Raw genomic sequence first — 23,789 nt, 5'->3', positions numbered from 1 at the left:
TTCGTATCAGGAGACATGAAAAAGCCTCCCATTCTCAGAATAGGAGGCAAAATGGTGTACAAAAATAAGCAGATCAATCCAGGATGACTTGCCGCGTTCCTATCTGAACACACACATCCCCCGTATCAATCACCTTATTCTTTGATTCCCAAGCTGTACCATCCTATTCCGAAGCTAAAAAATGAAAACGCAGCAAACATGGCAAACCAATCGTTTGCTCACTGCCTTCGTTTTTTCATTTTGCTTACAGGTCATAGGATTAGTACTTCATTGCATTGGGTCACCCTTCCGTCGTTTGTTACGTATACGATAAAAGATTGGTTATTTTTTGTCAAGCTGAAATGGCATAAGTGAGTCCATTAATCTCAGCGTAAATGGGTGGACCGCATCAAGCAGTTCATCCTTTTTGCATTCTTCCACTATGCTTCCTTCATGTAAAAAAAGGAGACGATCACATAGATACACCGCCGCTTCTATATCATGAGTAATCATAAGGATGGTCATGTCTAGCTCTTGTTTTAATGTCTCGAGCAGCTCCAATAGTTGCACCTGCACAGAGACATCCAGTGAGCTCAGGACTTCGTCTAGTATGAGAATGGCTGGATGCGTTGATATGGCTCGTGCGATGCACACTCGCTGGAGCTGACCGCCGCTTAGCTGATGTGCATATTGATACAGCAAAGAAGAGGGTAGTCTGACTTGTTCAAGCAACGATAAAACCTTCTGATCCACATTTTTTTCCTGCTTTAACAATCGCATAGGCTCAGCAACGATTTCTTTCACCGTAAAGGAGGGGTGAACAGAAGATCGATAATCCTGAAAGACAACACTCATTTTTCCTCGGTTCATCTTTCGCCATGTGTCAGCTGGCTTTCCATCAATCTGTACCTTGCCGCCATCTATTTTTTCTAAACCAAGCAGAATTCTTGCCAATGTACTTTTGCCGCTGCCGCTTTCACCGACTAACCCGGCACATTGTCCTTTTTCGATTTCAAACGAGACGTTTGATATGCGTGGTTTTGACTGCATTTGTCGAGAGAAGAAACCTTTCTTCTCTCCATGCTTGATGAGGCTATCAGCTGTAATCAACATGGAAATGCCCTCACTCTCTGCTGCTGCCGCAGTGCTTCAAGAGGCACAGATAATCGGCGCCTCGTCTCAAGTAAATGCTTCGTTTGAGGATGCTCAGGCGATGTGAATACCTTATCAGCTGGGCGATGCTCAAGCATCTCGCCTTGATGCACCACCAACACCTCGTCAGCGATCGCCTGAACGACGCCTAAATCATGCGAAATGATGATCAAGGCCGCGCCTGTTTCTTCTTTCAGCCTCTGTAATTGCATGATGACTTCACGCCGATTATATGCATCAAGCGACGCCGTTGGCTCATCGGCAATGATCACATCAGGAGAAAGCATCATCGTGATCGCAATCATCACTCGCTGAAGCATACCGCCAGATAATTCATAAGGATATTGCTTCAACAATTCATTTGGATTTTTTAAATGAACACGCTCAAGTCCTGCGATGGCATGTGCTTTCCCTTCTTTTCCTTGTAAGCCCAAATGACGCTGGAACGTTTCCATCATTTGATGACCAATGGTTTCGATGGGATTGAACGCATTCATCGCATCTTGTGAGATGAAGCCAATTCGTTTGCCTCGCCACTGCTCAGCTGTCTGAGTTGTCAATGTTTCGCCGTCAAACATGATCGCTCCCTCCACTTCTAGCGAAGAAGGCATCAAGCCAATTAACGCTTTTGCGACGGTTGATTTTCCGCTTCCACTTTCTCCAATAACAGCTAAACAACGTTGTTGCTGTAGGGAGAACGTTATGTTCGCCACTAAATCCTTTTGCTGCACTGGATCATGTACGGACAGATTTTTTACGTCGATGAAAGGCAAATGGTCTCCCTCCCTTTTGATTGTTGTGATGCATGGCAGGGGTCGTGGCCTGCTGAAGGCTGTCTCCTAAAAAGTTCAGCGCCATGACCACAAATAAGATGGCAAGTCCAGGCGCAAGCATATGGGCTGGATGTGTCACCATGACATTCTTCGCTTCGTTGAGCATCATCCCCCATTCCGGTGTAGGTGCGCTCACGCCTAACCCAAGAAAAGACAGAGCAGATATATTTAAGATGACCCAGCCCGCATCAAGTGTCGCAAAGACAGCAATTTCTCCTGAAATGCGAGGAAATAAATGCTTCCTCAGTATGTAAAATGGGGAGCCGCCAGACACTTTTACATACTGAACAGATGGTTCATTCGCATACTGCAGAACGGACGAACGAATCATTCTTGTATACCAGGCCCATTTCGCTAGGACATTCGCCAAAATAATATTGAATAATCCAGGCCCCAGTATCCCCACAACAGCTAGAATCATCACTTCTGCTGGGAAGGAGAGCATAACATCACACAGTCTCATCAACACGCCATCCACTTTTCCTCGGAAGAAGCCCGCCATGAGTCCAAGTGTGCTGCCAATGAGCATCGTGATACACATCGTCAGCATGGCCGCAAGCATCGTAGTCCGAATGCCATATAAAAGCCGTGACAATACGCATCTCCCGAGCTGATCCGTTCCGAGCGGATAAGTCAGGCTTATGCCGGCATATTTTTGAAGAATGTTCGTTTCTGTTGGATCATGTGGTGCTAACACTGGTGCAAACAGTCCTGCTAAAGCGACAAGTGCTAACAGCCAGATAGAAACAACCGCCATACGGTCTTTTCTTAATTGATGCCATCCTATCATCATTCTCAGACCTCCTTTCGCAACTGCGGATTCATGGTCATTTGCACAACATCAGCCATGAGGTTACACACAACAAAAAGGAACCCCATCACAAATAAATAGGCTTGAATCATAGGGAAATCGGCATGGAAAATAGCTGTTACACACAACCGGCCAACCCCTGGCCAAGCAAAAAGATTTTCAATAATAACTGTGCCAGCAATGAGTTTTGGGATAGACATGCCAAGTGCTGTCACAGCTAATTGAAGTGCATGTCTCATCACTTTCAGTTGAACAGCCCGTTCCTTTAAACCGCGAGCTCTTGCATAAAAAACAAAGGGCTCGTGCTGAAATTTCAGGATTTGATTGCGGATCAGTCTCACATAGGTTGATAAGTACCCAAGTGATAGTGTGACAGCTGGTAGAAGAATTGATTTGAATCCTTCCATTCCACTCGTATTGACCCAATTGAATTTGACAGAAAAAAGCCAAATAAACAAAATCCCTAACCAAAAACTAGGCATTGAAGCAGCGATAAACACAAAGGCTCTCAGTACTCGGTCTACCCATGTATGAGCAGCATATGCACAGATCACTCCGAATAACAAACTCAATACAATGATGAAAAAGAGCGCTGCTCCTGCAAGCTGCAATGTGGCAGGCAGCGCCTCCATGATGAGATCAAAAACTGGCTCTTGTGTAACATAACTCCTGCCAAAATCACCTGTTAATCCATCTTTAAGCCATGTGGCATATCGTATAAGAAATGGCTGATCTAAGCCTAGCTCCTGCCGCATCGATTCAATCATGTCTTCTGTTGGAGTGACTTGATTCACCCGCAAAGCGACCTCAGCTGGATCACTTGCCCGCATCGTCAGCAGTACAAAAGCAAAGAAGGTGATGAAGATCATGAGTGGGAAAAGCAGTAATATTCGTTTTAAGAGATAGCGTGTCATTTTTCTGCCTCCGCTTTATGAAGAAAAATACATACGGTCAAAGGGAATTTCATACTGTGACACATGAAAACCTATGCCTTTCAGGCGCTTATTATAAACAGCCTTTGTCACAGAATAAGAAATTGGGATGTAGACATTTTCATCATGGATATACGTCAAGATGTCTCGATACATTTGTTTCCGCTTTTGCTCATCTGGTTCTACCAATACTTTCGTAATCGTCTCGTCCAGCCACTTTTTCTTCTTCAATCCTAACTGGGCTTGATAATCAGCATGCGATGCTACGCGGAACGAAGAAACATAGGTTTGTGGATCATAAGGAAGTCCCCACGATAGCGAGTACATCAGATCGAATTTCCCTGTTTTTTGGCGATCTAAAAACGCCTGTTTTTCTTCTCCTCTAATATCCAGCTTGATCCCCACTTGCTTGAAATCTTGTTGAATGGATTCACTTATCGTTCTTTCACCTGCATTATCGGAATTATAGTAAATGGCGACACTCAGCCTTTTGCCATTTTGATAGCGGTAGCCGTCTTCTTTCAGCTTCCAGCCTGCCTCATCCAGTAATGCCTCTGCTTTCTCTTTTTGATAGGTTTTCTTTTTCAGCGGGATATCTGCGTAAGGAACGGACGGGGCAAGCAGCGTATGTGCCACCTGTTCCGTTCCATTTAAAATGCCTTTTGTGATCATCTCTTTTTGAATGGCATATTGAAACGCTTCTCTGACTTTCGGATCTTTTGTCATTGGCTGGTTTGAATTGATGACGATCGATCTTGAACCAACAGGAGGACTCACGGTCACACCGTATTGACCTGCTTCCTTTAAAGCCTGGAATGAGTCTCCGTCGATCATGTCGCCATCTGCTCCAAATAAGAGATCAATCTCTCCTTTTTGCAGGGCAAGTAAAATCGTTTGGTGATCCGGCATGACTTTCCACTTTACTGTTGAAATGTTTGGCTTTTTCCCCCAGTAGTGGTCATTCGCTTTAAAAACGGCAAATTGATTTTTTTTATGTTCCTTTAGCACATAAGGACCTGTGCCTGCATAGCTTTGAACTCCTTTTGCTGTCGTTCCATCAATGAAGCTTTTTGGAGAAATAAAACGGAAGGGGCGTGTTAAGCCCAGTTCTTCTAACGTAGGGTAATAAGGCTCTTTTAACGTAAGAACAAATGTATCGTCATCCACCGCCTTTGTGGATTTGATTTCGGATACGAGATTAAGCCAAGCGTTCTTTTCAATATTTTTAACGACAGCGTCCATGTTCATTTTCACTGCCTTTGCATTAAAAGGCTCGCCATCTGAAAAAGTCACGCCTTTTCGAAGGTGAAAGGTGTAGGTCCTTCCATCTTTTGAAATATCCCAGCTCTTCGCTAAGGCAGGCTGAACGCCTTTCTCTGTATTGACGACAAGCGATTCAAACACCATATTTTGAGCGGCCATCTCTCCACCATATAAATGGGGATTGATGTCCCTTATATCTTTTGTACTTGCATACACCAGTTCATCTTCTTCTCTGTCATTCATGCTGGAAGATGCTTTATTATCAGAGCATGATGCCAATAAAAAACATGCCATGACTGAAAACAGCATCAAGGTGTATGTTACATAGAATTGCTTTTTCTTTATGTAAACAGGCTGATCACTCATATGTACTTCCCCCAAATTTATATTATCGTAATCATTACGATTATTAATCGAAATGATTACGAATTGAATAATATCATACAGAAATGGGGAATACAATCTCTTTTTTTATCAAAAAAACAGACTCACGATTGAGTCTGTTTCGTTTGCAACAATTGATCGATCACCCGCAATGCTTTTTCTGTTCCACCTGCTGTTTGGAAGCTTTCTTCAATTTTTTCAATCCCAGCACGGTACGTGTCACTTCCCAGAACAGATTCCACCGTTTCTCTTAGCTGCTTTGCTGTCAGCTGATCTTTATCAAGTGCACGGGCAGCAGATAGCTCTGTCAGTCTTTGTGCGACCATCGGCTGATCTTTGTCGACCGGAATGACGACCATCGGAACGTGATAATGAATGCCTTCATTGACACTGTTCATTCCGCCATGGGTCACAAACACATCTGTCAGCTCAAGCACTTCAAGCTGCGGTACATAAGGTTCTATCAGAAAATGAGAAGGCGCCTCTTTCAAGAGAGACCGATCCACTTTTTCACCTGTTGCGAGCACCACTTTTCCGTCAAAGTCGGCAAAGGCATCAATACACATATTAAAAAATGCTTCTGTATCCCCAAGTACGGTGCCCATCGAAATAAAGACGACTTTTTCTTGCTCAAGTGCTTCCAGCGGGAAATCATGCTGATCTGCCCTTTTTAGAAAGCTCGGTCCAATGAAAACAAACGAGTCGTTCACTGCATCGACAGACGGCTGGAAATATTCACTTGTATACACGATATTGAGCTCTCCGCGGTTTTTCATGAATTGCATCAAACGCGTTGGCTGAACGCCAAAACGCTCTTGTATGTTTTCTAACAGATGATCGGCTTTCTCATCCTTTCTGTATAGCGGTGTATCAAAATGCGCCTCTTGCAGCACAAAAGATGGGTTTGAGCCGATCCCTGGAATTTGTAAGTAATCTCGAACAAGCTCTCCTGCCCCAAACATATCAAAATAGACAAAATCAAATGAATGCTGCTGAGAAAGTGTTTCCACCACCTCTAAAATATCAAATGATGTTTGCAGCATGGCATGAAAGAACGGCTGCATGGAATCGAGATTTCCTTCATCCACATGTAATGTACGAATATAGTCTGGATGTTTATGTACGTGAGCTCCTAAGCGTTTGATTCGCTGCTCATAATGTACAGTTGTGACCGCATGTACTTCATCTCCTCGATCCGCCCATGCTTTGATGATCCCTAACATAGGGTTCACATGCCCTTCAGCTGGAAATGTAATCAATAAAATCTTCGCCACAAGAAATCCCTCCTCATTGTCAATTCTCTTCCATGTTAATCATATACAGCCAGCAGGCTCAACAAATACGCCTGTAAAGGGAAGAAATGAGTCTTATGACCAGTATTTTAAGAGATGACAAGAAGAAAAAAGACAAAGCCCCATGTTATGTGCTTTGTCTTTTTTCTATTATTTTTTGAGCAGCATTTGTTTAAACGCAGCAGACTGTTTTTCAATTGAGATTGGATCCGCATAGATAAATTCATTAATTGAATAGTACAGGACATGTCCTTGTTTCACTGCTTGATTTTTCTTCCATACACCGCTGTTTGTGATATCAAGATTCGGTGCTTTTCCATCCTTTGTGGGTACAAGTAAATAGTCACCTGTATACTGGTTCATCTCTTCTAATGAAATACCAAGATAGCCTTCTTTCGGAAGAGCTTTTTCTGCCTTTTCAGGCAAGCTGAACCCATAGCCTTGATAGATGACTTCCCCGCCGCGGCCAAAGTCTGTACCAAATAAGTATACTTGCTTTGGCTGCACGTCCATAATGGAGAACGTCTTGTCATCACCAATTTTTGCTTTGACCTCTTTGCCGTCTTTCTTCAGCTGCTCGTCCATTTCTTGTATTTGTTTTTTCGCTAACGCTTCTTTTCCAAGAATCTTTCCGATTTCAATATGCATCTCTTTGAAGCTGTGTTCACTTGTCGTAAACGTGATCGTTTTGGCAATCTTTTTATACTTTTCAATCTGTTCGTTTTGGGAATATGCAATGATCAAATCAGGCTTTAGCTTGGCAATCGCCTCCACATTTTCGATCGGTACCCGCTTCACACCTGATTCATCTAAAAACGACGATTCTGGGTAAACATCTGTCATGCCAACAGGTGTCACACCTAACTTTTTAAAGTTTCCAAGCTGCGCTGTTAACACAACAACACGCTTCGGCTTGGCGGGAATGGTGATCTTTTCACCCGTTTCAGTTGTATATGTACGTATACTTGCTGCTTGCTCTTTATTCTCTTTCTGCCCGCATGCCACTAATAATAATGCCAGCAGACTGACCAGCCAAATCATTTTTTTCACTAGTGAAACCACCTTTAATTGAGAATGATTATTAATTATAGCATAAATGGCTAGTCATAAATGAAAAATTTTAAAAGTGAATGATATATATGTGTAAACGAAAAAACCCTCTCAAAGGAGAGGGTTTCAGCGTGTAGACAAACCCTCGCATTCGGTGTCAGTCCTGTGCGCCGATGCTCACGAATGTTAAATTCGCTCCGCTTCGGTGCTCGTCCTTCCTAGACTTCAAAGGTTTTCTATCACGCTGAAAAGAAGACAAAGGGCTAAAATAAAGATCATTTTAGCCCTTTGTCAACAATCTGAAAACCCTCTCAAAGGAGAGGGTTTCATTGGACCTTTATCGATCGTGAACAAGATCAAGTACGCGCTCGGAGGGATTCGAACCCCCGGCAGACGTGGTACCGGAAACCACCGCTCTATCCAACTGAGCTACGAGCGCACGATATGTTTTTGAACGTCAGCATATCAAATTATAAGGGAAATGCTGCAAGAAAGCAATGATTAATCATCAGTCCTGAACATGTATTTTCTTCTTTTGGATACATAGACTAAAATGATGGTTTGAAGTGGAATGAGTTTGGGGAAAATGGATAGGGGTATTTGAATTTAGGTCAGCGTTTTGTTTGACCTTTATTGACCAAAAATGTATCATTGAATTACATACTTACCTAAAAGGTGAAGGAGGAACATTATGAATTTAATACCTACAGTCATTGAGCAAACAAATCGTGGGGAAAGAGCTTACGACATTTATTCTCGTCTTTTAAAAGACCGTATTATCATGCTTGGTTCTGCGATCGATGACAATGTTGCCAACTCCATCGTGTCACAGCTGCTTTTCTTAGAAGCTGAAGATCCAGAAAAAGATATTTCTATCTACATTAACAGCCCTGGCGGTTCGATCACAGCTGGTATGGCCATTTACGATACGATGCAATTTATTAAACCAAAGGTATCAACCATTTGTATTGGTATGGCTGCATCTATGGGTGCGTTCCTGCTTGCTGCTGGTGAAAAAGGTAAGCGTTATGCCCTTCCAAACAGTGAAGTCATGATTCACCAACCACTAGGTGGTGCCCAAGGTCAAGCAACAGAAATTGAAATTGCGGCAAAACGAATCCTTTCTTTACGCGATAAACTGAACCAAGTACTTGCTGAACGTACTGGTCAGCCAATTGAAGTGATTGAGCGCGATACAGATCGTGACAACTTCAAAACAGCGGAAGAAGCACTTGAATACGGACTTATTGACAAAGTCTTGACCCGTAATTCAGAAGAACAAAAATAATATGACAAAACAAACCGTCTGCTCCTTGAACAGACGGTTTTTTGTGATTCAAAAACGCTTTAAGACAACTCTGTCCATTTCTGCTGAAGAGATGGTGTTTGATAAGAAGCCATCTGCGTGATTAATTCCTCCGGTTCGCTGGAAGCATGTAACAATTGAAGGTGTGATTCATTCGAAAAACCTTCCTGTACACTAAACTTCACCATGTCAATGAGCGGATTGAAATACTCATTCACTTGATACAAGCCGATTGGCTTTTGGTGGATGCCGATTTGTGCCCAGCATAGCACCTCAAATAATTCTTCATATGTACCAAAGCCGCCGGGCATCGCAATAAATCCATCAGCCAGCTCGCTCATTTTCGCTTTTCGTTCATGCATTCCTGTTACCTCGATTAATTCTGTCAGCTCTTGATGCACAACTTCTCCTCTAAAAAGCCCTTTAGGCATGACCCCAATCACTTGCCCGCCTTGTCTTAAAACCTCATCTGCAATGGCACCCATTAATCCAATTCGTGAACCGCCGTATACAAGACGGATGTCTTGCTCTGCCATATAAGTCCCCAGCTCTACAGCCTTTTGTTTGTAGACGTCCTTCACGCCTGGATTCGAACCAGCAAACACACAAATCGTTTTCATCAGAACAGCTCCATCTCTCTCTATGATTTCTTCTCCCACTCATTCTACTATAATTAATTGTAAAAAAACAGCCGATCCATCTATATATAGTGTAAAATCAAAAGGTAAACACCATATAAGGAGATGTATAAAGAAAATGCAAACAACGGAGATGGAGAAGTGGATCAAGGATTTTTATGAAATGAGAAATTGGACAAAATACGGGCCGTTTATCCGGTTAGGCTTCCTCATGGAAGAAACGGGAGAACTCGCTCGTGCTGTTAGAGCAATAGAGATCGGACGTGACCGGCCTGATGAGCAAAGACAAAAATCATCCGAGTTGAAGAAAGAACTCGTTGAAGAAATGGGTGATGTGTTAGCGAATCTACTTATTTTAGCCAATCTCTATGATGTCACAGTAGAAGAGGTCTTCTCCTCTCATCAACAGAAACTCACAAAGCGTTTTTCAGAAGAAATAGAGCAAGTGAAAAGCACGTGACCACATTGTCACGTGCTTTTTTTCCACCTTATAACTGCTGTGGCGAGATATCATCTGTTCGTTCAAAGAAATGCTGCTTTCCAATATGATGAAAAAGACCCGTTCGACGCAAAAGCTCTTTCGGCTGCGATTGAAGTCCGACAATCATCAGCTTTCCATTATGATGCTTTAAACGATTGGAGATATTCATCAGAACCGCTTCTGCTGATGTGTCCATATAATTGACTTTATTCATGAGCAGAATGAGCGTTTTCGGCTTTGTCTGAACATGGTCCAAAATCGAATTTTCCAATGAATCTGTTGTTCCGAAAAACAGCGGCCCTTCAATGGAGTACATACTGATACCTCGCTGGTCTGTCTGTTTTTCTAAAGCAGCTGCCGTTTCCATTTGGGGAACCGCAACATTAGTATGAATGCTGGTCGTCTGGCTCATTTTTTTGATAAAAGCGATAAATGCTAAAATGAGACCTGCGGTGACGCCAATAATCAAATCACCGATGACCGTCAGCAGGAAGGTCACAACAAGTACAAGTGAATCCGCATTTTTCACTTTTACAATATTGATAAACTCTTTTTTCTCACTCATATTCCAAGCAACAAACATTAAAATCGGTGCCATCGCAGCAAGTGGAATCATCGACGCATATGGCGCAAACAGCATTAAGATGAGCAGCACGACGACGCCATGCACAACACCAGAAATCGGGCTTGCTCCGCCATTTTTGATGTTTGTTGCCGTACGGGCAATCGCCCCAGTCGCCGGAATTCCTCCGAACAGCGGTGCCGCCATATTGGCGATCCCTTGTCCGACAAGCTCCTTATTGCTGTCATGCTTTGAGCCTTTCATATTATCAGCAACCATAGCTGACAAGATTGACTCCACTCCGCCTAAAAGTGCAATGACAATCGCTGGAGGCAGGAGGTATATCATTTTTTCAATCGTTAATTCAGGAAAAGCGAAGCTTGGCAGCTGACGAGGAATTTCCCCATATGCCGAGCCAATCGTTTCAACTTGTCCTTGGAAAAAGAGAACAGCTAGAAACGTTGAAGCCAATAGACCTAATAGAGCACCAGGTATTTTGGGAATGTATTTTTGAGCCGCCACAATCACGATGAGCCCAATAACGGCTGTGATGATGGCAAGACTGTTTGCGGTACCGAGATGGACCACAATTTCTCTCATATTGAGGAAAAAGCTTTCATGCTTTTCAACACCCTTTAATCCGAGGAAGTTGGCAATCTGCCCTGAAAAAATAATGACAGCAATGCCAGCAGTAAAGCCGATGATAACCGGACGAGGAATAAATTTCATGAGCTTCCCTAGTTTGAATATTCCGAATAATACAAGCATACAGCCTGCCATAAAACCGGCTATGAGTAAGTTTTCGATACCATACTGGCTGACGATACCAAATAAAATCGGAACAAACGCCCCAGTCGGCCCGCCGATCTGATACTTTGAACCACCAAACAATGAAATCAAAATGCCGGCAACGATGACTGTGTATAATCCATATTCTGGTCCGACACCAGATGCAATGGCAAAAGCCATGCCTAAAGGAATTGCCACAACGCCCACGACAAGCCCAGCGATTAAATCGCGTCTAAACTTTGATGAATCATATCCTTCAAATCTTCCATAAAAACGCATGGTATGTGTTGGCCTCCTTCAAGTATGTGTAGATGATTTAGGTATACTGCGCGTCAATCTGTTTATCTTTCACAACAACATCCAGCTTTCCCGTTGCTGGATGAATGACTAGTCCATGAACAGCCACATCACTTGGCATCAATGGATGCTCTTTGACCAATTTCACACTTTGGGACACGCTCTCTTCAACCGAATCAAAGCCTGTCAGCCACCCCTTTAAATCAACTCCTGAGTTTTTCACAATGCTCAAACATTTCTCTTCAATGCCGCGTGCTTTCGCCTTTTCAAGTAAAGGATCTGCCGCAAGACCTGCCATTCCGCATTCATGATGTCCTACAATGCATACCTCTTCTGCCTTTAGCTCATAGATGGCTAATAGAATACTCCTCATCACACTGCCGAACGGATGAGTTACAATGGCGCCCGCATTTTTAATGATCTTGGCATCACCGTTGCGCAGCCCCATGGATTGCGGCAATAATTCCAAAAGACGTGTATCCATACAAGTTAATATGACCAGTTTCTTTTCGGGAAATTTCCCCGCTTTGTAAGGCTCATAATGTCTCTCTTGTACGAACTCTGAATTGTGCTGAAGAATCTGTTCTAATTTTGATCCCATCTTGCCATCTCCCATCTTTTTATAAGTTACGTAAGTCCCTGCCTGTCCCCCTTTTCTTTCGTGTGTTCTCAAGCATAGAGAAGAAAAATGATAGAAAAAAAAGAAAAAAATGAGAAAACGATGAGAAAAAAAGTCATCATTTTCTCTATTTTCCGCTTCATCGTAAGAGAGACGCGGTCTTCCTTTCAATCTATCGTTCTCAGATCGCCAAAAGACGATGAAATGGTTTAGTAGAAAACGACCTTCCCGTTTAATACGTTTCAAATATAATCATTTTTCTATCAAAAAATCTCGATCTATTTTCCAGTTTGTCAGATAATCTCTCAGAAAATCAGGCTTTTTCATATGTCACATCACCCATTAGCTGACTCTTATCTATGTAAAAAATGGATCAGATGGCATATGAATATACTTTTTCACTAAGAAAATGTCTCTCTTTTCCGTTATTTTAGTATATTAAATATTGAGCAGATAACCTTCAAACGTGTTCAGCCGAAATGGTTGCTTTATAATAAAAGGAGCAAGAAGATCATGTGAAAGGAGCGAGTAGACTGTGACACCACACATTTTTGTCGCCAAACCATTACCTGCCTCTTTTGAGGAAATGCTAAAGGAACATTGTACATACGAGGTGTGGCAATCCAAAGACCCCATTCCAAAAGGTATTTTGTTTCAAAAACTGCAGCATGCTGATGGTCTTTTAACGTCTGGAACGAAAATCGATCAAGAGCTATTAGATCACGCACCAAAACTCAAAGTAGTGAGCAATAACTCTGTTGGCTATGACAACTTCGATATAGAAGCGATGAGGCAAAGAGGCGTAATCGGAACGCACACGCCTTATACACTCGATCATACTGTTGCTGACCTTGCATTTTCACTCATTCTTTCCTCTGCGCGAAGAATTGCCGAGCTTGATCGTTTTATCCGCGAGGGGAAATGGACGAAATTTGTACAGGAAGAAGATATCTTTGGCATCGATGTCCATCATCAAACGCTTGGCATTATTGGCATGGGACGAATCGGAGAGCAAGTAGCCAAACGAGCCGCACATGGTTTTGATATGAATGTCCTGTATCATAACCGCAGCCGGAATGAAAAGGCTGAATCAGCATATGGCGCTTTATATTGCACACTTGATGACCTGCTAAAGCAAGCCGATATCATTGTGTTGATTACACCGCTGACCAATGAAACGTATCATATGATTGGAGAACGGGAATTGAAGTTAATGAAGCAAACGGCTTTATTTGTAAACATCTCACGCGGGAAAACAGTGGATGAAAAAAGCCTCATTCAAGCGCTTCAGGAGGGATGGATCAAAGGCGCAGGTCTTGATGTGTTTGAGCAGGAACCGCTTCAGGAGAATCATCCTTTCAAAGAAATGAACAATGTCACACTTGCTCCTCACATCGGTTCTGCTACTGAAACAACACGGGATCTTATGCTGAAACGAGCCATTCATAATGTGATTCATGGAATTGATGGCAAAGCCCCTGTTGATATTGTGAAGGAGCTTGCTTCATCTTAATCGGAAAAGACGCAGGATTCGGAGCTGCGTCTTTTTATTTATTTCATCAGAAGGTTATCAGGAAAAAAGCCTCATTTTAGCAAAGAACCTGTTTCTTTACATTTCCTTCATGTTCGGGTGCTATAATATGAGGTAGACAAGCATCAAGAGGAGAGCATCCGATTTCCTTAATAGGAGGATGAAGATGAAAAAAATCAGTTCGGTTTTTACTATGTTTGCTCTGATCGCTGCTATTCTGTTTTCTGGTTTTATTCCGCAGCAAGCCTATGCCGAAACACCTCTTACACAGACCGCCACAAATGAAACAGCTACTATTCAACTTACATCAGATGTTCATACCCTTGCCGTCATTAATACGTTTGATGGTGTAGCAGATTATTTAATTCGCTACAAACGATTGCCTGATAACTACATCACAAAATCACAAGCAAGTGCTCTTGGATGGGTGGCATCAAAGGGAAATCTAGCAGAGGTTGCCCCAGGTAAAAGCATCGGTGGAGATGTTTTCTCTAACCGGGAGGGACGTCTTCCTTCAGCAAGCGGCCGAACATGGCGTGAGGCAGATATCAACTACGTCTCTGGCTTCCGAAATGCTGACCGCCTCGTGTATTCAAGTGACTGGCTCATTTACAAAACAACAGACCATTATGCAACTTTCACACGTATTCGATAATCAATCAAAAAACAGCCCCATTTGACGTAGGGCTGTTTTTTATGCTGCTTATGGCAACAGAGTTTTCACGTATTCCTCAAAAGGCAGAGGCAGCGGTTTTTTCGACACTTCTTCATGTTCATGTGTGGTGACATGATCCTCGGTGACGACTACACGTCCTGTTGGTGTGAGTTTTGACGCAAGTGGTCTTTTGTTAAAAGGAGAGGCTTCATTTTCATAAATCTCATGTCTCATTTGGACCAAAGTAGGCTCGCTCACCTCTTCCAATGTGAAAGCATAGCCTGTTTCAGCGCCTTCCCCCTTATCTAATTGGAGCAGATGCGTTCCTTTTTCGGTTTCCTCTTCTTTGACTCGAAACCGAATAGACGCTCCTTCCACCCATTCTTCTGTAAAAGGTACAGGCTGAAGAGGTAAATTCACACCAAATCCTGCATCAATAAGGAAGCGTTCGTTGTGATGGTTCAACGTTATCGCTACGTGCGTGCCATCAATTGCCCATGTGCACGCTTCTTTGTTATACACGGTCCCTTGAACGAGCTGTACAGCAAGCCCTGCCTCTTTTAACACATAATATAAGAGAGGATTGAGATCGTAGCAAAGACCTCCTCTTTCTCCTTCAAGAAGATGCTGCTTCAACCCCTCTTGATTCAAGGCATAGGATTGTTTGTTCAGCACAGATCTATTTTCAAATGGAAAGGTGTAGGCCATCTTTTTTAATAATACAGGCAGGTCATCAAAGGTGATGGACTGGCCTTCGTATCCGATCTTCTGTAAAAATGCTGATTGCATCATATTCATTCCCTTCTAAAAAAACTGAGTCAGTGAAGAGACTCAGTTTTCTTGATTGATAAAATCCGTTAACGCATCAATGGCTTCTTGTTCATCCGCACCATCTGCTATCAGTTTGACAGTGACCCCAGAACTGATCGCAAGGCTCATGAGACCCATAATGCTCTTCGCATTGACTTTTTTTCCGTCCTTCTCTAGAAAAATTTCAGCCCCAAAGCGATTGGCTTCTTGTACGAACAAAGCAGCGGGACGTGCCTGCAAGCCTGTTTTTAACTGGATGGTGACCGTTTTTTCCACCATATGATCTGCCTCCCTTTTTCATTCTCCTATTTGAGTGTAACAGCTTGTCCGTTTCGTAATTGTTCTGCAATTTGATCTAGCTTTCTTAAGCGGTGGTTAATGCCTGATTTGCTGATCTTGCCGCTTTCCACCATTTCTCCCAGTTCCTTTAGCGTGACCTCTTGATAGTCGACTCGCAGTTTTGCAATTTCACGCAGCTTATCCGGCAGGGCATCAAGTCCAATTTTTTCATCAATGAATTGAATGTTCTCGACCTGGCGCAGTGATGCACCAATCGTTTTATTCAAGTTTGCTGTTTCACAATTGACGAGCCGGTTCACGGAATTTCGCATATCACGGACGATCCGAACATCTTCGAAGCGAAGAAGTGAATTATGCGCACCTACAACGCTTAAGAATTCGGTAATTTTTTCGGCTTCTTTCATATACGTGATGTATCCTTTTTTACGCTCAAGTGTTTTACTGTTGAGTTGAAATTGATTCATCAGCTCACAAAGGGCATCATTGTGTTCTTTATATAGTGAAAAAATCTCAAGGTGATAGGAAGACGTTTCTGGATTATTCACAGAACCGCCTGCTAAAAAAGCACCTCTCATATAGGAGCGCTTGCAGCATCTTTTCTTTACAAGCTCTTCTGAAATATTGCGCTCAAATACAAATTGCTCACCTAATATTTTCAAATCCTCTAAAATGGTTTTCGCTCGTTCTACCAGTCTGACAATATACACATTATTCTTTTTTAATCTCATTTTCTTACGAACGAGCAGCTCGACTGTGACATCATATTTCTTTTTCAGCAGCGTATAAATCCGTCTTGCGATGGCTGCGTTCTCTGTCTGTATATCTAGAATTAATTTTCGATTAGAGAAAGATAATGAACCGTTCATACGGATGAGGGCAGAAAGCTCTGCTTTTGTGCAGCAGTCCTTCACGTCCAGATTAGTCAGCTCTTTTTTTGTTTCGGATGCAAATGACATCCTTGCCACCCCCATTCCTATTTTTTCTTATGCAGCAGGTCGACAAGCAGCGAGGCTACTTTCAGCGTGTCGTGACGAATCACATGCTGGTCATATGTAATGATTTCCCCAGGGATGACTTCCAGTCCCATTGTCTTGAGTACATCTGTGTCGAACTGTACAGGCTGTGCCTGTTCTTCTGCATATTTTGCTTTGATCTCTTCTGGAATTTCTTTATTGTTCACAAAAATGGTATCGATAAATGGACGAACCATATGATCATTTAATGCCTGCACATGATCAGCTGCACTGTAGGAAAGCGTTTCACCTGGCTGCGTCATGACATTGCAAATATACACTTTTTTCGCCTTCGAGCGAATCACTTCTTCGCCAATATGCGGTACAAGCAAGTTTGGCAGGATACTCGTATACAAGCTGCCTGGCCCAATGACGATCAAATCAGCTTCACGAATGACTTGAATCGATTCTGGGAGCGGTTCAATCGTATCGGGTGTGAGGAACACTCGTTTAATTCGCTCACCGTAGGTTGGGATTTTTGATTCTCCTGTCACCACTTGCCCGTTTTCTAATTCAGCATGAAGAACAACACTTGAATTCGCTGCTGGCAAGACTTTTCCTCTCACATTTAAGACCTTGCTCATTTCTGTGACGGCATGAAAAAAATCACCGGTTATATTTGTCATGGCCGCAAGAATGAGGTTGCCAAGAGAGTGGCCTGTTAAGTCATTCCCTTTGTTAAAACGGTGCTGAAATAAGTCTTCTACAAGCGGTTCAACATCAGAGAGAGCTGCAAGGACATTTCGAATATCGCCTGGAGGCGGAATATTCAAATCATGCCGCAGTCTGCCTGAGCTGCCTCCGTCATCAGCAACCGTTACAATAGCGGTAATGTCCACTGGCTTTGTTTTTAGCCCTCTGAGCAAAACAGATAAGCCAGTGCCCCCACCAAGAATGACCACCTTTGGAAGTGTCGTCATCTATTTTCTGCTTCTCTTTTCAATGTCCCGGTGAGTGACATGAGTGTAGTAGTCATTTTTAAAATACTCCGATAAGTAGTTAGCTAGCGTCACTGATCGGTGCTGTCCGCCTGTACAGCCAATAGCGATCACAAGCTGACTTTTTCCTTCTCGTTTATAGGACGGAAGCATAAAGCTGAGAAGGTCAATTAATTTCTCTGTGAATTTTTGTGTCTCGCTCCATTTCATTACATAGGAGCGCACTTCTTCATCGTTTCCAGTCTGTGGACGCATGCTCTCAATATAGTAAGGATTCGGCAGAAATCTCACATCAAATACAAGATCAGCATCAATCGGCAGACCGTATTTAAAACCGAAGGACATCACATTCACTGTAAACACCTGCCCTTGGTTCGTGGCAAAGTGCGCGACAATTTTTTCTCGAAGCTGTTTTGGTTTTAAATCCGATGTATCAAAAATCATTTGAGCCCGGCCTTTTAACTCTTCTAACAGGTCGCGTTCCATTGCGATTCCTTCGAGGGGCAAACCTGTTGTCGCAAGGGGATGCGAACGTCTCGTTTCTTTGTATCTTGAGACAAGCACCTTATCGTTTGAATCTAGAAATAATATTCTTGGTGTGATCCAGCCAAGATCACTCATTTCATCTAAAGCTGCAATTAAGCTGTCAAAGAATTCTCGTCCGCGTAAATCCATCACAAGGGCGACCTTGCTCATCTTAGAATTCGATTCCTTCATGAGCTCTAGGAACTTCGGTAAAAGTGATGGCGGCAAGTTATCTACACAGAAGTAACCTAAGTCTTCAAAGCTTTGAATGGCAACGGTTTTCCCCGCACCTGACATTCCTGTAATAATCACAAGCTGAATATCTTCTTGTTTGTTCGTATTCATGCCTGCTTCCTCTCCTTCTTTATGAAAACGGTTCATGTATTAGTCTCCTTGAGGATCTAACCGATAAGCAATCAATTCAAAATCAGGTGTATACGTAAAAGTACCGTGCAGAAGTCCTTTTCCCTTTAGCATGAAATCAAGAATATGAGAATCTCCTGGTGCCATCGGTAAATGAGGCACATCCTTTACTTCATGCCACTTTAAAATGCCTTCCTCTGACTCTGTCACGTTTTTTCCAGTAAATGAATCTGCCATAAAGGTGAACATCATCCACTCTTGAACGATTTGATCGCCTTCTTTTATGATAAAGGTAAAAACACCTTTTAACTGAGGATTTAAAATATAAATTCCTGTTTCTTCTCTATACTCTCGAACGACTGAATCCTTGACCGATTCTCCGCTTTCCATTTTGCCGCCCGGCGCTACCCACCAGCCCCGTCTTGGCTTTTGCAGCAAGAGAACTTGATCTTCGTGATGCAGCACACAATTGGTTACTCGTTGCATCAGCTGTCACCTACTCTTTTATGTCTTTAACTTATTATACAGGTTCATCCTGACTCCCACAATGAACATGCCCCTTCTTCACCGAAAACAGACCGGATTTCGTCTGAAAGAGGTGGCGGGCAATTTCTCTACTCTTTATTTTACAGCATCTAATGGTTCTCCATGCGTCATTTGTGAACATCTCATGAATTTCTGATTTTAAGCAAAAAAAAGGACACGGATTCTCATCCGTGCCAAACATGTATTCCTTATAAAAGGGGGTCAATTACTAGTTTTATCATAACGGATAATTATTTCACCCGTGTTACATTCCAGTTAAAAGCCCATGACGCTATATTAAGGATTTACGACAGCCATTTATTTCGCTGCTTTCAGCTTTTCAGCAAGCTCTTCTACATAATGCTGTGCGCTTTGTGCGGCAATACTTCCGTCACCTGTTGCTGTCACAATTTGACGTAGTGTTTTTTCACGAATGTCACCAGCGGCGAAAATGCCTTCCACTCTTGTTTCCATTCTTTCGTTTGTCTCGATATATCCTTCTTCATTTGTAATGCCTAGATTTTCAAATGGTTTAGATAGTGGGAGCATCCCGATGTAGATAAAAACGCCGTCTGTTTTAAAGTCTTCTTCTTCACCAGTCACCGTATCAATCAAGGTCACACTGCCGACTTTACCGTTTTCTTCATTAATTTGTTTAACGGTTTTGTTCCACATGAAGTCGATTTTTTCATTATCAAAAGCACGCGCTTGTAAAATGCTTTGTGCACGAAGTTTATCGCGTCTATGAACGATCGTTACTTTTGACGCAAAGCGTGTGAGGTAGACACCCTCTTCTACCGCAGAGTCTCCGCCGCCAATGACCACGAGCTCTTTGTTTTTAAAGAAAGCACCGTCACATACTGCACAGTAAGAGACGCCCCGGCCGCCAAGTTCTTTTTCACCTGGTGCACCGATTTTTTTGTATTCCGCACCTGCTGAAATAATGACAGAGCGTCCTTTGTATTCTTTTGAACCGGCTTTGACGATTTTGTACTCTTCACCGTCTACGATTTCTTTGATATCGCCATATGCATACTCAGCACCGAATTTCTTCGCATGCTCAAACATTTTATTTGAAAGTTCTGGTCCTAAAATGCTTTCAAAGCCAGGATAGTTCTCGACATCTTCCGTATTTGCCATTTGACCGCCTGGAATCCCTCTTTCAATCATCAATGTTGAAAGATTTCCCCGTGATGTATAAACAGCGGCTGTCATTCCGGCAGGTCCCGCTCCAATGATGATCGTATCGTAGATTTTTTCTTCTGACACAACTGTCACTCCCTCTTCAATTGCTGCTAGCATTTCTTATTAGAATGCCCTTGGGTGATGCTTCCATTCATGACAGAGAGCATCAATTCCACTCTTACTTTTATTCCTTACCCATATCCTATTAAATCTGCGGATAATAAGCGAATCATTTGCTCATATCTTCAAAAAAAGAAAAAGCTTCCTTAAACTGCTGTTTAAGGAAGCCTGTTTACGGTTATATAGTAAGTAACGATTTATTCAACGACTCTTCTCACAACGCCATTGAATGCTTTTTTCCAGTAAACATTGCTCATAGAGTCAACTGAAACACCGCGAGAGCTGTTATCGTTCAAGAATGTACCGTTTCCTAAGTAAATACCAACGTGTCCATTTACTTTATACGTATCAAAGAACACAAGGTCTCCGCGTTTCATGTCAGATGCACTTACAGCTCTTCCTTTACCTACAAGCGTATCTGTTGTTGTACCGCCAACTGGTCCAAGGTTGATGCCTGCTGATGCGAATGCCCAGCGAACGAATGAAGAACAGTCAAAACGACGTGCATCAATATCGGCTTGTGATCTGCCGCCGCCCCATTTATACGGAGATTGTCCAACGATGGTAGAACCTGTGCTGATTGCCCCTTCGATTCCGCCTACGTTACTGCTGACAGGTGACCCACCGCCAGAAGATGGCTTCTTGCTTGGTGAACTGCTGTTGTTATTATTATTTGAAGATCCACTGTTACTGTTATTTGAAGACGGGCTGCTGTCGTTAGTTGAGCTGTTGTCTTCCGCTTGAACACTCGCTTGACGCTGCTGTTGTCTTTGTGCTTTTTCTTCTTTTGCTTTTTGAGCTGCTTCTCTCGCTTCTTTTTCAGCTTGTTTTTGAGCAGCGATTGTTGCGTCTTTTTCAGATGCAATGCTGTTAGCCTCACTGTTTAACTCGCTGATTTCAGAAGATGCACTTCCCTTTTGCTTTTTCACTTGCTTGAATAGCTTGTCTTTTTCATCAAGCTGTTTATTCAAGTCTGTTTGAAGCGTTTCAAGCTTTGCAAGTGTCTTTTGAACATCTTCAAGCTTTGTGTTTAATTCGTTTTCAGACTTTTGAAGCTCAGCTTTGTCTTTTTCTTGCTCTTTAATGATTTCGCTGTCTGCGTTGATGAGTGTAGATACTGCACCTGCACGGCTGATGAAATCACTAAAGCTTTTCGCTCCTAGTAATACATCTATGTATTTCGTAGAACCGCCGCTTTCTTGAAGCGCACGTACACGCTTTTTCAAGAACTTGTTTCTATCTTCAATACGTTTTTCAGTATCAGCAATTTCTTGTTTCAGTGCTTTGATTTCTTTTTTTGTTTTTTCATTTTCTTTTTGTTTTTCTTCGATTTGATCACTTGTTTTTAAAGCTTTCTCGTCAATTTCTTTTAGCTTTAGTGCAAGTGCCTCTTGTTTTGCTTCAAGCTTTGAAAGCTCATCTTTTTTCTTTTGAAGGTTTTTGTTGACCTCAGATTGCTTGCTGTCCAGCTCTTGTTTCTTTTGTTCAAAGTTCTGTGCGTTTGCTTCATGAGTAAATGGGATAAATAAACCGCTCGCTCCGATGACCGAAGCTAAACCGAAAGTAATAAACTTTTTCACGAATAGTTCCTCCTTTGACAATTTCCAAGCGACATGAGAAAGCAGCAAATTCTCTGCGGCCAATCTGTGCTATCTATGTCTTTCTTCCTGATTGATCAGTCAGATGTTGACCAGATTGTTTCTATCACTAGGTGTTTCATTATGTATAGTAAAATATCTAAATATATGTCTTTGTTTTAATCCACGATTTTCATTATACATGAGACATCGACAAAATGAGCTAATATTTTTATTACATTTATGTTTCAAAAACATGTCGTGATTGTCATACTTCGCCAAATCCTTGCAAATCCCACCTTTTTATCCAAGAAAAAAGCATGACCTTTTCGGCCATGCTGCAATCTGCTGAATCTATTTACCTATTTAATCAATTAACGTACAAATGACTTGTTCATATTTAGACAGTGTTTGAACGCTGATCTGAAAAGAGGCTGCAATCTCTTTTTTGCTGACAGCTGATTCTTCTTGCTCCTTCATCCATAAATAATAAGATGCTGCTGCCCATGCAGGCGCATTTTTCTTATCTACGCCAGAAGCACGTGCCTGCTGAATAATATGGAATAACCAAAAATAAGGCATATGGCTGTCAGGCTGAACAGCTTCTTCCAAGCTGAATGCCGCCTGTTTTGCGAAAACCGCATCTTCCGAAAACGACCGTTCTTCCATTTCATCTTCGTATAAGAGCAGTTCGATGAATTGCTGTTCGAAGGCTGTTTTCGCTGCGTGTGCATCAAGGACAGATTGAAGAACGTCACGTTCCCCTTTTTGTTTGCTCACATAGTACGCAGTCAGCCGCTCCTCAATGGAGACCAATGGCTCAGTCTCCTCGGGTTTATCCTGCCACGGCTTGATTTCATCTGCATCGATATCTTCTTCGACCATCTTATTCCAAACCGTCTGTGCAAGCGTTTTGTGGCCTGTATAATAAGCTGCGCTTGCGAGCCAGTATAAAAATGTACTATCTCCCTGAAAGCCTGTTTTGTACAAAGAATAAAGCCATTTAAAGGCCCATTCAAATTCTCCAACTAGGGCAAATGTTGCGCCAAGCTTATAACGCTGTTCACTTAATATTGGATACACGTGCGTTAATTGCTTCGCTAACGTATTGACCTTTTCTTCTTCTTTTTCATAATGATAGAAGACAAGCTGGTTGCAAAGGGCATGCAGATTACCCGGATTTTCATGAAGAACCCGGTTCAACATCTCTTTCGCCTGATGGATTTGACCAGAATAAAAATAGGCCAAAGCGAGATTATTATACGCTGACCAAAATTCTGGATACTCAACAATCATCTGTTCCAGCATTTCAATGGCTTCATCAAGCCTGCCGCTTTCTAGCAAGTGATTCGCTTGATCCTGCTTGACAATCAGGTCATCCTGATCGTAAGGAAAATCTTCGTCCTCTTCGTCGCTCATATCGAGCAGGTCGAGGAGATCGTCATTTTCATCTGCAAATTCCCCGTTCTCTTCCAATGAAGCATAGGCAGTAGCTGACTTATATGCCTCTTGAAAGAGTCCTAGATTCGCATAATTATTGGCTTTAAAATAGTGACACTCAGACATGTTTTCATCGATATGTTCAAGTATGAAATCAAGCAGTTCATTTGATTGTTGGTAATGACCCATTTCAGTATAAATAATGGCAAGCTGTGATAGCATTTCTACATTTTCAGGCTCAAGTACGATAGCCCGCTGTATCAGCTTACTCGCTTTAGATAGATTTCTTTCTCTATAAGCTTTTAGACCTTTATGAAAAAAGTAATGCCCATCTTGGAATAGCTGGACGACTTGTGTGTGATTATTTTGAGAAGTGTATTTACTCACCGATACCCTCCATTTCGAACAGTGTACCGTGT

The 23,789-nt window shown here is 42.4% G+C and carries 23 protein-coding genes and 1 tRNA gene; 4 read left to right on the top strand and 20 right to left on the bottom strand.

The window, feature by feature from the left end:
- Window positions 1-321: 321 nt before the first annotated feature.
- The 8 genes from C6348_RS13990 to C6348_RS13955 all read right to left on the bottom strand — a co-directional run bounded on the left by C6348_RS13990 (window position 322) and on the right by C6348_RS13955 (window position 8,135).
- The gene (locus C6348_RS13990) at window positions 322-1,092 is read right to left on the bottom strand and encodes an ABC transporter ATP-binding protein (protein ID WP_106043549.1); all 771 of its coding nucleotides are present in this window, start codon (window positions 1,090-1,092) and stop codon (window positions 322-324) included.
- Entirely contained in the window at window positions 1,086-1,904 is an 819-nt protein-coding gene (locus tag C6348_RS13985; RefSeq protein WP_106043548.1) for an ABC transporter ATP-binding protein, read from the bottom strand. Before C6348_RS13985 ends, C6348_RS13990 begins: the two co-directional genes overlap by 7 nt.
- Complete coding sequence (opp1C, locus tag C6348_RS13980; RefSeq protein ID WP_034660710.1) at window positions 1,867-2,754, bottom strand: nickel/cobalt ABC transporter permease; 888 nt, start codon at window positions 2,752-2,754, stop codon at window positions 1,867-1,869. Before opp1C ends, C6348_RS13985 begins: the two co-directional genes overlap by 38 nt.
- Window positions 2,755-2,759: 5 nt before the next feature.
- Complete coding sequence (gene opp1B / locus C6348_RS13975; RefSeq protein ID WP_034660061.1) at window positions 2,760-3,689, bottom strand: nickel/cobalt ABC transporter permease; 930 nt, start codon at window positions 3,687-3,689, stop codon at window positions 2,760-2,762.
- 15 nt (window positions 3,690-3,704) lie between these two features.
- The gene (gene nikA, locus C6348_RS13970) at window positions 3,705-5,336 is read right to left on the bottom strand and encodes a nickel ABC transporter substrate-binding protein (RefSeq protein WP_106043547.1); all 1,632 of its coding nucleotides are present in this window, start codon (window positions 5,334-5,336) and stop codon (window positions 3,705-3,707) included.
- A gap of 122 nt (window positions 5,337-5,458) precedes the next feature.
- Entirely contained in the window at window positions 5,459-6,628 is a 1,170-nt protein-coding gene (locus C6348_RS13965) for a macrolide family glycosyltransferase (RefSeq protein WP_066030336.1), read from the bottom strand.
- Between the two features lie 168 nt (window positions 6,629-6,796).
- Window positions 6,797-7,687 carry an ABC transporter substrate-binding protein gene (locus tag C6348_RS13960; RefSeq protein ID WP_066031724.1) on the bottom strand — a complete coding sequence of 297 codons (891 nt, stop codon included), beginning with the start codon at window positions 7,685-7,687 and terminating at the stop codon, window positions 6,797-6,799.
- Window positions 7,688-8,059: 372 nt separating this feature from the next.
- Window positions 8,060-8,135, bottom strand: a tRNA-Arg gene (locus tag C6348_RS13955).
- Between the two features lie 252 nt (window positions 8,136-8,387).
- Here C6348_RS13955 and clpP point away from each other — a divergent pair.
- Window positions 8,388-8,984 carry an ATP-dependent Clp endopeptidase proteolytic subunit ClpP gene (gene clpP, locus C6348_RS13950; protein ID WP_034660066.1) on the top strand — a complete coding sequence of 199 codons (597 nt, stop codon included), beginning with the start codon at window positions 8,388-8,390 and terminating at the stop codon, window positions 8,982-8,984.
- Window positions 8,985-9,043: 59 nt separating this feature from the next.
- Here the strand turns inward: clpP and C6348_RS13945 are convergent, their stop codons facing one another.
- Window positions 9,044-9,622, bottom strand: coding sequence for an LOG family protein (locus C6348_RS13945; RefSeq protein ID WP_034660067.1), 579 nt, complete (start codon window positions 9,620-9,622; stop codon window positions 9,044-9,046).
- Between the two features lie 136 nt (window positions 9,623-9,758).
- Between C6348_RS13945 and C6348_RS13940 the strand changes: the two genes are divergently transcribed.
- On the top strand, window positions 9,759-10,100 hold the full coding sequence (locus tag C6348_RS13940; RefSeq protein ID WP_034660068.1) for a MazG nucleotide pyrophosphohydrolase domain-containing protein: 342 nt from the start codon (window positions 9,759-9,761) through the stop codon (window positions 10,098-10,100).
- Window positions 10,101-10,128: 28 nt separating this feature from the next.
- Here C6348_RS13940 and C6348_RS13935 read toward each other — a convergent pair whose 3' ends face one another.
- On the bottom strand, window positions 10,129-11,751 hold the full coding sequence (locus C6348_RS13935) for a SulP family inorganic anion transporter (RefSeq protein WP_034660070.1): 1,623 nt from the start codon (window positions 11,749-11,751) through the stop codon (window positions 10,129-10,131).
- A 37-nt stretch (window positions 11,752-11,788) separates the two neighbouring features.
- Window positions 11,789-12,370: a beta-class carbonic anhydrase gene (locus C6348_RS13930; RefSeq protein ID WP_034660712.1), complete on the bottom strand. Its 582-nt coding sequence runs from the start codon at window positions 12,368-12,370 to the stop codon at window positions 11,789-11,791.
- Between the two features lie 553 nt (window positions 12,371-12,923).
- On the opposite strand from C6348_RS13930, the gene C6348_RS13925 reads away from it, so the two are divergent.
- Both C6348_RS13925 and C6348_RS13920 read left to right on the top strand, forming a co-directional pair.
- Complete coding sequence (locus C6348_RS13925) at window positions 12,924-13,901, top strand: 2-hydroxyacid dehydrogenase (RefSeq protein WP_106043546.1); 978 nt, start codon at window positions 12,924-12,926, stop codon at window positions 13,899-13,901.
- Between the two features lie 184 nt (window positions 13,902-14,085).
- Window positions 14,086-14,574, top strand: a complete 489-nt coding sequence (locus C6348_RS13920) for a ribonuclease (protein WP_034660072.1) — start codon at window positions 14,086-14,088, stop codon at window positions 14,572-14,574.
- A gap of 48 nt (window positions 14,575-14,622) precedes the next feature.
- Here C6348_RS13920 and C6348_RS13915 read toward each other — a convergent pair whose 3' ends face one another.
- The 9 genes from C6348_RS13915 to C6348_RS13875 form a co-directional block, all read right to left on the bottom strand.
- Window positions 14,623-15,366: an arylamine N-acetyltransferase family protein gene (locus C6348_RS13915; protein WP_106043545.1), complete on the bottom strand. Its 744-nt coding sequence runs from the start codon at window positions 15,364-15,366 to the stop codon at window positions 14,623-14,625.
- A gap of 39 nt (window positions 15,367-15,405) precedes the next feature.
- Window positions 15,406-15,663 carry an HPr family phosphocarrier protein gene (locus C6348_RS13910; protein ID WP_106043544.1) on the bottom strand — a complete coding sequence of 86 codons (258 nt, stop codon included), beginning with the start codon at window positions 15,661-15,663 and terminating at the stop codon, window positions 15,406-15,408.
- Window positions 15,664-15,689: 26 nt separating this feature from the next.
- Window positions 15,690-16,640, bottom strand: a complete 951-nt coding sequence (gene whiA / locus C6348_RS13905) for a DNA-binding protein WhiA (RefSeq protein WP_034660076.1) — start codon at window positions 16,638-16,640, stop codon at window positions 15,690-15,692.
- A gap of 17 nt (window positions 16,641-16,657) precedes the next feature.
- Window positions 16,658-17,617: a gluconeogenesis factor YvcK family protein gene (locus C6348_RS13900; RefSeq protein ID WP_106043543.1), complete on the bottom strand. Its 960-nt coding sequence runs from the start codon at window positions 17,615-17,617 to the stop codon at window positions 16,658-16,660.
- Window positions 17,618-18,505 carry an RNase adapter RapZ gene (rapZ, locus tag C6348_RS13895; protein ID WP_034660713.1) on the bottom strand — a complete coding sequence of 296 codons (888 nt, stop codon included), beginning with the start codon at window positions 18,503-18,505 and terminating at the stop codon, window positions 17,618-17,620.
- 39 nt (window positions 18,506-18,544) lie between these two features.
- Window positions 18,545-19,009, bottom strand: coding sequence for an 8-oxo-dGTP diphosphatase (locus C6348_RS13890; RefSeq protein ID WP_003213484.1), 465 nt, complete (start codon window positions 19,007-19,009; stop codon window positions 18,545-18,547).
- A gap of 357 nt (window positions 19,010-19,366) precedes the next feature.
- Window positions 19,367-20,317 carry a thioredoxin-disulfide reductase gene (gene trxB / locus C6348_RS13885; RefSeq protein WP_106043682.1) on the bottom strand — a complete coding sequence of 317 codons (951 nt, stop codon included), beginning with the start codon at window positions 20,315-20,317 and terminating at the stop codon, window positions 19,367-19,369.
- A gap of 233 nt (window positions 20,318-20,550) precedes the next feature.
- Entirely contained in the window at window positions 20,551-21,933 is a 1,383-nt protein-coding gene (locus C6348_RS13880; RefSeq protein WP_106043542.1) for a C40 family peptidase, read from the bottom strand.
- A 363-nt stretch (window positions 21,934-22,296) separates the two neighbouring features.
- On the bottom strand, window positions 22,297-23,757 hold the full coding sequence (locus C6348_RS13875) for a tetratricopeptide repeat protein (protein WP_106043541.1): 1,461 nt from the start codon (window positions 23,755-23,757) through the stop codon (window positions 22,297-22,299).
- Between the last annotated feature and the right edge of the window lie 32 nt (window positions 23,758-23,789).

It is taken from the genome of Bacillus sp. YBWC18, from assembly GCF_002998775.1.
Classification (GTDB): Bacteria; Bacillota; Bacilli; order Bacillales; family Bacillaceae; genus Bacillus.
This window is presented reverse-complemented; position numbering and strand designations above follow the sequence as displayed.

What these genes read in the sequence shown, in the direction of transcription:
- rapZ (WP_034660713.1), bottom strand. Translation starts at nt 18,505, where the DNA reads ATGAATACGAACAAACAAGAAGATATTCAGCTTGTGATTATTACAGGA.
- C6348_RS13915 (WP_106043545.1), bottom strand. Translation starts at nt 15,366, where the DNA reads ATGATGCAATCAGCATTTTTACAGAAGATCGGATACGAAGGCCAGTCC.
- C6348_RS13935 (WP_034660070.1), bottom strand. Translation starts at nt 11,751, where the DNA reads ATGCGTTTTTATGGAAGATTTGAAGGATATGATTCATCAAAGTTTAGA.
- C6348_RS13930 (WP_034660712.1), bottom strand. Translation starts at nt 12,370, where the DNA reads ATGGGATCAAAATTAGAACAGATTCTTCAGCACAATTCAGAGTTCGTA.
- opp1B (WP_034660061.1), bottom strand. Translation starts at nt 3,689, where the DNA reads ATGACACGCTATCTCTTAAAACGAATATTACTGCTTTTCCCACTCATG.
- clpP (WP_034660066.1), top strand. Translation starts at nt 8,388, where the DNA reads ATGAATTTAATACCTACAGTCATTGAGCAAACAAATCGTGGGGAAAGA.
- opp1C (WP_034660710.1), bottom strand. Translation starts at nt 2,754, where the DNA reads ATGATAGGATGGCATCAATTAAGAAAAGACCGTATGGCGGTTGTTTCT.
- C6348_RS13990 (WP_106043549.1), bottom strand. Translation starts at nt 1,092, where the DNA reads ATGTTGATTACAGCTGATAGCCTCATCAAGCATGGAGAGAAGAAAGGT.
- C6348_RS13920 (WP_034660072.1), top strand. Translation starts at nt 14,086, where the DNA reads ATGAAAAAAATCAGTTCGGTTTTTACTATGTTTGCTCTGATCGCTGCT.
- C6348_RS13900 (WP_106043543.1), bottom strand. Translation starts at nt 17,617, where the DNA reads ATGACGACACTTCCAAAGGTGGTCATTCTTGGTGGGGGCACTGGCTTA.
- C6348_RS13910 (WP_106043544.1), bottom strand. Translation starts at nt 15,663, where the DNA reads ATGGTGGAAAAAACGGTCACCATCCAGTTAAAAACAGGCTTGCAGGCA.
- C6348_RS13940 (WP_034660068.1), top strand. Translation starts at nt 9,759, where the DNA reads ATGCAAACAACGGAGATGGAGAAGTGGATCAAGGATTTTTATGAAATG.
- whiA (WP_034660076.1), bottom strand. Translation starts at nt 16,640, where the DNA reads ATGTCATTTGCATCCGAAACAAAAAAAGAGCTGACTAATCTGGACGTG.
- C6348_RS13945 (WP_034660067.1), bottom strand. Translation starts at nt 9,622, where the DNA reads ATGAAAACGATTTGTGTGTTTGCTGGTTCGAATCCAGGCGTGAAGGAC.
- C6348_RS13890 (WP_003213484.1), bottom strand. Translation starts at nt 19,009, where the DNA reads ATGCAACGAGTAACCAATTGTGTGCTGCATCACGAAGATCAAGTTCTC.
- nikA (WP_106043547.1), bottom strand. Translation starts at nt 5,336, where the DNA reads ATGAGTGATCAGCCTGTTTACATAAAGAAAAAGCAATTCTATGTAACA.
- C6348_RS13960 (WP_066031724.1), bottom strand. Translation starts at nt 7,687, where the DNA reads ATGATTTGGCTGGTCAGTCTGCTGGCATTATTATTAGTGGCATGCGGG.